Source organism: Caldicoprobacter faecalis (assembly GCF_900115765.1).
GTDB classification, from domain to species: domain Bacteria; phylum Bacillota; class Clostridia; order Caldicoprobacterales; family Caldicoprobacteraceae; genus Caldicoprobacter; species Caldicoprobacter oshimai.
On sequence record NZ_FOXR01000057.1, the window covers coordinates 1 to 6,596 of the forward strand.

Annotated in this window: 7 protein-coding genes, 1 tRNA gene, 2 pseudogenes and 1 riboswitch; of the genes and pseudogenes, 6 read left to right on the forward strand and 4 right to left on the reverse strand. The window is 40.8% G+C overall.

The genetic code is table 11. The features are described 5' to 3' along the window. Nucleotides 1-174: 174 nt before the first annotated feature. Nucleotides 175-273, forward strand: a riboswitch (SAM riboswitch). A gap of 142 nt (nucleotides 274-415) precedes the next feature. Genes BM241_RS11670 through BM241_RS11680 form a run of 3 tightly spaced genes read left to right on the forward strand, consistent with a single transcriptional unit; the run spans nucleotide 416 to nucleotide 2,881 of the window. Then, the gene (locus BM241_RS11670) at nucleotides 416-1,420 is read left to right on the forward strand and encodes a methionine ABC transporter ATP-binding protein (RefSeq protein ID WP_025746848.1); all 1,005 of its coding nucleotides are present in this window, start codon (nucleotides 416-418) and stop codon (nucleotides 1,418-1,420) included. Nucleotides 1,421-1,462: 42 nt separating this feature from the next. Next, a complete protein-coding gene (locus tag BM241_RS11675; RefSeq protein WP_084054646.1) occupies nucleotides 1,463-2,062 on the forward strand; it encodes a methionine ABC transporter permease in 600 nt (199 codons plus the stop codon). A 21-nt stretch (nucleotides 2,063-2,083) separates the two neighbouring features. Beyond that, nucleotides 2,084-2,881 (forward strand): MetQ/NlpA family ABC transporter substrate-binding protein, encoded by a 798-nt coding sequence (locus BM241_RS11680; protein ID WP_025746846.1) that lies wholly within the window; start codon nucleotides 2,084-2,086, stop codon nucleotides 2,879-2,881. On the opposite strand, the pseudogene BM241_RS12290 reads toward BM241_RS11680, so the two are convergent. Next, a pseudogene (locus tag BM241_RS12290) lies at nucleotides 2,856-2,987 on the reverse strand (IS481 family transposase); the annotation flags it as partial. The gene BM241_RS11680 and the pseudogene BM241_RS12290 sit on opposite strands and share 26 nt — an antisense overlap. Nucleotides 2,988-3,194: 207 nt before the next feature. Between BM241_RS12290 and BM241_RS11685 the strand changes: the two are divergent. Together BM241_RS11685 and BM241_RS11690 are read left to right on the forward strand one after the other, a co-directional pair. Then, nucleotides 3,195-3,270 (forward strand) — tRNA-Val (locus tag BM241_RS11685). Between the two features lie 222 nt (nucleotides 3,271-3,492). Next, on the forward strand, nucleotides 3,493-3,954 hold the full coding sequence (locus BM241_RS11690) for a hypothetical protein (protein ID WP_092282868.1): 462 nt from the start codon (nucleotides 3,493-3,495) through the stop codon (nucleotides 3,952-3,954). Between the two features lie 34 nt (nucleotides 3,955-3,988). On the opposite strand, the gene BM241_RS11695 is transcribed toward BM241_RS11690, so the two are convergent. After that, on the reverse strand, nucleotides 3,989-4,429 hold the full coding sequence (locus BM241_RS11695) for a hypothetical protein (protein ID WP_025746844.1): 441 nt from the start codon (nucleotides 4,427-4,429) through the stop codon (nucleotides 3,989-3,991). A 124-nt stretch (nucleotides 4,430-4,553) separates the two neighbouring features. On the opposite strand from BM241_RS11695, the pseudogene BM241_RS11700 reads away from it, so the two are divergent. Continuing rightward, nucleotides 4,554-5,354, forward strand: a pseudogene (locus BM241_RS11700) (sugar phosphate isomerase/epimerase family protein). 34 nt (nucleotides 5,355-5,388) lie between these two features. On the opposite strand, the gene BM241_RS11705 reads toward BM241_RS11700, so the two are convergent. Together BM241_RS11705 and BM241_RS11710 are read right to left on the reverse strand one after the other, a co-directional pair. Beyond that, nucleotides 5,389-5,706, reverse strand: a complete 318-nt coding sequence (locus BM241_RS11705; RefSeq protein ID WP_025746843.1) for an AzlD domain-containing protein — start codon at nucleotides 5,704-5,706, stop codon at nucleotides 5,389-5,391. Beyond that, the gene (locus BM241_RS11710; RefSeq protein ID WP_177206171.1) at nucleotides 5,670-6,371 is read right to left on the reverse strand and encodes an AzlC family ABC transporter permease; all 702 of its coding nucleotides are present in this window, start codon (nucleotides 6,369-6,371) and stop codon (nucleotides 5,670-5,672) included. The genes BM241_RS11705 and BM241_RS11710 overlap by 37 nt, the downstream gene beginning before the upstream one ends. Nucleotides 6,372-6,596: the final 225 nt, after the last annotated feature.

Below are 6,596 nucleotides of genomic sequence, written 5' to 3' on the forward strand. Positions count from 1 at the left end.
AAATTATCTCTGTAATATTTTTTAAAACCCATAGTTGACATTTTTACTGAATAAAATTATCCTTTTTGAGGTGACATTTTCACAGACTATTGACAACAATATTAAAAATGTAGTTGACAAAATAACACGTTCGTATTAGAATACTTGCCAAGTAATACAAATTAAAATAACAAGTTCTTATCGAGGGTGGCGGAGGGACTGGCGCAGTGAAGCACGGCAACCTGTAACTACAAGGTGTCAAATCCAGCGGTGTCTTACACCGAAAGATGAGAAAGGATAGCCTCTTTCTTCTTTAGAAGAGGTTTTTATTTTGACCTCTGCTAGTATTAAAGAGGCTTTTTTGTTAATTAAATATTCAAATAAAATAATGATTGCCTTATACTTTTTTTATATTTTGTGAAAATGGAGGTCAACCGTGATTGAAGTACAGAATCTATCAAAATGCTTTCAAAATGGCAATGAATGTATATGGGCAATAAAGAATGTTAGTTTCCATGTAAACAGGGGAGAAATTTTTGGGATCATCGGATTGAGTGGAGCCGGAAAGTCTACCCTGATAAGGTGTTTAAACAGGTTGGAGGAGCCAACCCAGGGGAAAATTATCATTGACGGAGTAGATATAACAGCTCTTGATAAAAGAGAGCTAAGAGCAAAAAGAAAAGATATCGGAATGATATTCCAGCATTTTAATTTGTTGTCGCAAAAGACTACATATGAAAACATTGCCCTCCCGCTGGAATTAGCCGGTTTAGGCAAGAAGGAGATAAATTCAAGGGTAAATGAGTTGTTGGAATATGTTGGTTTAAGAGATAAGAGGAATGCTTATCCCTCCCAGCTAAGCGGGGGGCAGAAACAACGGGTTGCAATCGCTAGGGCTTTGGCCAATAATCCTAAGATTTTGCTGAGCGATGAAGCCACGTCGGCTCTAGATCCCAAAACCACAAAATCCATTTTAGAGCTTTTAAATAGGATACGCAACGAGCTGGGTCTAACCATAGTTATGATTACCCATCAAATAGAGGTGGTTAAGGATATATGTGACAGGGTGGCAATAATGGAAAATGGCGAGATAGTAGAAATAAATACCGTTGAAGAGCTATTTAGACGGCCTAAATCTAAAACCGCCAAAGCGTTTATCAGCAGCCTGAAATCCGATGTGCAGGAGGAATTTGTAATACCGGAGGAGTTTAATGGCAGGGTTGTAAGGCTAAGCTTTTGGGGCGATAATGCAAAAAAACCTATTGTTTCGCATATGATTAAAAAGTTCAACATCGATGTAAATATTTTGTCTGGTAATATCAGTCAGTTGATGAGCACAAGTGCGGGGTATCTGATCGTTGAATTAGTGGGTGAGGATGGGGAGATACAAGCCGCGATAGATTACTTGAAGAGTCAGGATGTGGACGTGGAGGTGATGTAAGTGCTGGAATTGATCATTCCTTCCTTGCTTCAGACAGTGTATATGGTATTTTTCTCTACCGTTTTTTCTCTGCTTCTGGGGTTCCCTATGGGAGTGCTATTGGTGATAACCGAAAAAGGAGGTATCTGGGAAAAACCCACATTATACAGGATATTGGATGGTATCATAAATGTTTTGCGCTCCTTTCCATTTCTAATACTCATGGTTTTGCTTTTTCCTTTGTCTAGGTTGATAGTGGGCAAAACTATTGGAACCACTGCGACAATAGTGCCATTATCGGTTGCAGCGGCGCCTTTCGTTGCCAGGGTTATAGAGACTTCCCTGAAAGAAGTCGATAAAGGAGTAATAGAATTTGGGCAGTCTATTGGAGCAACCGTTCCCCAAATAATTTTCAAAATACTCATACCCGAGGCAATGCCGTCATTGATAATGGGGGTAACGTTAACGATAGTCAACTTAATTGGGTATTCGGCCATGGCAGGTGCTATTGGAGGAGGCGGCCTGGGGGATTTGGCCATTAGATATGGTTTATATAGATTTCAAACGGATGTAATGGTGGTTTCAGTCGTGGTAATAGTAATTTTGGTTCAAGGGGTCCAATTTTTAGGAAATAAATTGGCCTCAAGAATAAATAAAAAATAACATGATAGGGAGGGGATGAAATTGAAAAGAATACTCGTTGTGTTGATTGCAGGTTTGCTGATTCTTTCTCTTGTGGGGTGTGCCCAGAATAAAGGTAATGAAAATTTGATAAGAATTGGAGTATCGCCCGAACCCCATGCTAAAATAATAGAGCTTATAAAGGAAGATTTGGAAAAGCAGGGCATAAAAGTGGAGATAATTGAATTCACCGATTACGTTAAACCAAACCTTGCCCTTGCCGAGGGAGAATTGGATGCAAACTTTTTTCAACATGAACCTTACATGAACAAATTTAAAGAAGAGAATAACCTTGATATTGTATCCATTGGCGGGGTACATATTGAACCCATGGGGCTTTATTCTTCAAAGTACAGTTCAATTGATGAATTGAAGGACAATTGCGAGATTGCCATACCCAATGACCCCACCAATGGAGGAAGGGCACTGCTGCTTCTGCAAAAGCATGGTTTAATAAAATTAAGAGAGGGAGCCGATACGCTTGCTACTGAAAATGATATTATAGAAAACCCCAAAAATATAAAGTTTGTTCCGTTGGAAGCTGCTCAGTTGCCGAGAGTGCTAAGCGATGTAGATGGTGCCGTTATAAACGGTAATTTTGCCCTGGAAGCTGGATTGGTACCCACAAAAGATGCACTTATTTTAGAAGATAAGGATTCTCCCTATGCCAATATAGTGGCGGTGAGAGCCGGTGAAGAAAAACAGGAGAAGTTCAAAAAACTAATGGAAGCTTTGCGCAGCGAAAAAGTTAGAAAGTTTATTGAAGAAAATTATAATGGTGGTGTAATACCTGCGTTTTAGCAGTTTTTGAGACATTTCTGTTGTTTGCTTCGAAAATTTTTCTTATCAATTCTCTGGCTTTTTCAGAGGATATTTTTCTCAGCTCATTATATGGTCTAATACTCATTAGAGGTCGGCTTCCCATCCTTGAAGTTTTTAATTATATCAAAGAGGATGGAGACGGCCTCTACTCTTTTTATGGCTTTTTCATCTCCGATATTTTCAAACATCCATTCGATGTGGGAAATATCTTTACACCTATTCGAGATCTCCCCAAAATACCGCTTGACAATTTAATGAAGATAGGCTAATATAATAATGCGAGCTGCGAGACGGGGCGTTAACTCAACTGGTAGAGTGCCATCTTGACGTGGTGGAAGTTACAGGTTCGAGTCCTGTACGCCCCACCAAAATGAGAGGGAGGGAAAAGACCTCCCTCTTAATTTTTTTTCATTTAAGCTAAAACTCAATTTACTGCAGAGGTAGTGCAAATGCTCGATTTCATATGATATAATTTTTATTAGGAAACCATTTTTTGCTTTATATTTGGTTAAAAGGGTTATCAAACATAGCGATTTTTTGATATCTGGTAAAGCCAATTAAAAGAATATATATGGGGAGGGGTTCTCACCGTGTATAGCCAGGAAGATTTACAGCAAACCGGGAAACAATTGAAGCGCATAATCATTTTGCTTGGTGCTGTTTTGATTGCCTTTCTGGTCATTTCCATTGTACTGGCCAATATGGTCAACAATACTTTGGGCATGATAATATTGTTGATTGGAATATGCCTCGATATTTTTATCTGGGGCGTATACGGCAGCCAGGTGTTGGCATATTATAGATTCCTTGGGGATATGTTTACTGGACGGCAGAGGGTTGAATCGGGTGTAGTGAAAAGGGTTGGCACCCAGCCTGTTTACAAGGACAACAAACTCTACTATTATGAAGTTTTGATTGAGAACGATGGAGTAGAACAGATGTTGCTTGTAGATGCCAATAAGCCTTTGCCCAATATACAGGTGGGCCAAAAATACGAGTTTAAAGTTTTCCAAAATTTTGTGATAGACATATTAAGCGGGCCTAATGTATAAAAAATTGAGGAGCATAATGCTCCTTTTTTATTTGTCAGTCACATTGAACAGTTTGGCTGGTATATCCCAACACATCGCCATCTTGATCTAGGTATACTGTAAAGCTCTTGTTGTATTCTGGGTTTAATTGCTTTTTAGGTGGATAAAACACTATTTTCAAATAATCTCCCTTATAAGTTATGCGGTTGCCTTTTGGATCTGTGCATATTACCGTTTCGGTGTCACAGTGGTGAATGGATATTTCGGTTTCTTCAAAAGCTACTTTTTCACCATGGCCTTTGAGGTGATCGGTGGCCCTTTTTATGATTTCTAGATCGGTCATAGACATTATGGCGGAATATCCCTCCTGTGCTTCATCATTATAATCATCGTTGGTATGAGATACATCCAAAGCAAGGGGCGGCCTGGCGCTACATCCAATCATAAATGCGGCGAGAAAAAGTATTATGGGAATTACGTATTTTCTATTCTTCATCGGCACCATCTCCTCAATAGATTCTCATTTTAATCCTATGCTTTACATTCGCAAAAAAGAATTTTCAACTATCGATAGTGCATGATAAAATAGTAAGAAGATACAGATGAACGGGAGGAGTTTTATGAAGATATGTTTTTCCACACTGGGATGTCCGGATTGGTCATGGGAGGAAATCCTGGCTGCAGCCAAGGACCTGGGATATGATGGTATAGAGCTCAGAGGTCTAGGAAATGAGATTTACGTGCCCAAGGCTAAGCCATTTCTTCCTGAAAACATACAGACGTCAAAACGTCAGCTACTGGACAAAGGGCTGGAGATTTCTTGCATCACTTCCTCGTGTCATTTACACGAAAAGGATGCGGAATCATATATACAGGAAGGTATGGAATACATCGACTTGGCCGAGCAACTGAATGCTCCGTTTGTCAGGGTACTGGGAGATAGCGAACCCTATCCCAAGGCGCCGGTGGATGTAAAGCAGGTGATCAGGATGCTCAAGGTGTTGGGAGATTATGCATCTTAAAAAGGGGTAACAGTACTGCTTGAAACCAACGGGGTATTTGCCAATTCGAGCGTGATGATAAAGACCATGGAAGAGGTTCAACATCCGTATGTTGGGGTGCTGTGGGATATTCATCATCCATACAGGTTTATGGGCGAGTCGGTATTCTTGACATATAACAGGCTTAAAAGGTATATCCGCCACGTTCACGTGAAGGATTCGCAAATGGAAAAGGGCAGGGTCAGGTACTGCCTCATTGGTCAGGGCGATATTCCCATAAAGGAAGCAATTGATCTGCTGCAGGATGATTACAAAGGGTATATTTCTCTGGAGTGGCTTAAACGCTGGTATTACGACCTGGAGGAACCGGGCATCGTATTCTCCCATTTTATACATGCAATCAGGGGCATGTTAAAGTGAGTAAGTGTGCGGTTTATGAGCGGTAATAGGGGATTCATAGGTTTTGCAATAAAAACATCGCAAGTATTCCCACCACTATGGTGAGGAATAAATTTTTGGTCCTGATTGCCACAAAAAAACAGGGAATAGATGCTATAAAGGCGTTGTTGTCAAGTCCGATAGAAAGCTCATCCTGCGGTGCCAGGATGGCGGGAGCCAGCAGCGCAGACAGCACAGCTACCGGTATAAACTGCAGCCATTTTAAGAACAGCGGTGGCAGTTTAACTTTTGACAGCAGCACCATAGGCAACATCCTGGGCAAATAGGTTACAAGGCTCATTCCGATGATGATAAGGATAACTTTTTGCTCCATAGTTCCGTGCTCACTCCTATCGTTGCGGCTAATACCGTAGCTATGATGACATTCCAGCTACCTCCTACTGTTGCTGTTATAAACAGCGAAAAAGCTGCCGAACAAACGGCTACAAATATATCCCTTTTATCCTTTATATGCATGCACAGCAGGGCTATAAACATCGCCGATAGGGCATAGTCCATACCCCAGCGGGTAGGGTCGGGTATCAGATTGCCAAGCATGCCGCCTACAACCGTGCTAATTACCCATGCCGCATAACAGACGGTATGCAGCCCCATAAAGAAAGAGGCCGAAGGCGCATGCTCTTTGGTATAGGTGATGTCTACGGCATAGGTTTCATCCGTCAGCCCGAAGGATATGATGGCCTGAACAACTGATGGTACTTTTTTGAGGTAGGGCGATAACGAGGCGCTCATGAGCATATGCCGTAGGTTCACGAGAAATACGGTAAAGATTATGGAGGCGGCATTGACGCCTGACGCTATCATGGCTGTGGCGATAAACTGGGATGCACCGGCATATACCATGAACGACATCAAGAATATTTCAAAGATTGATAGGCCTTGTTGGTTTGCTAGTATTCCGAAAGCCAAACCAATTGGAGTATAGCCTAGCACAACGGGAACAGACTTTTTAATGCCAATTACAAAATTATCATTCATCACAGATTCTCACCTGTTTTTCTACATATTGTTGTATGGCAATCTACATTTTTGCACGGTAACTGCAAATGAAATTTTATCATAGTGTACACGAAAAAAACAATCAGGTCAAGCTCAAACATCCAATTTATGTTGTTATTCTGTGATAATGTCATATTGAAATTATTCTGATATAATGTCATACATGAGAGAGGAGATATTCAACATGACACAAAAAGAAATGAC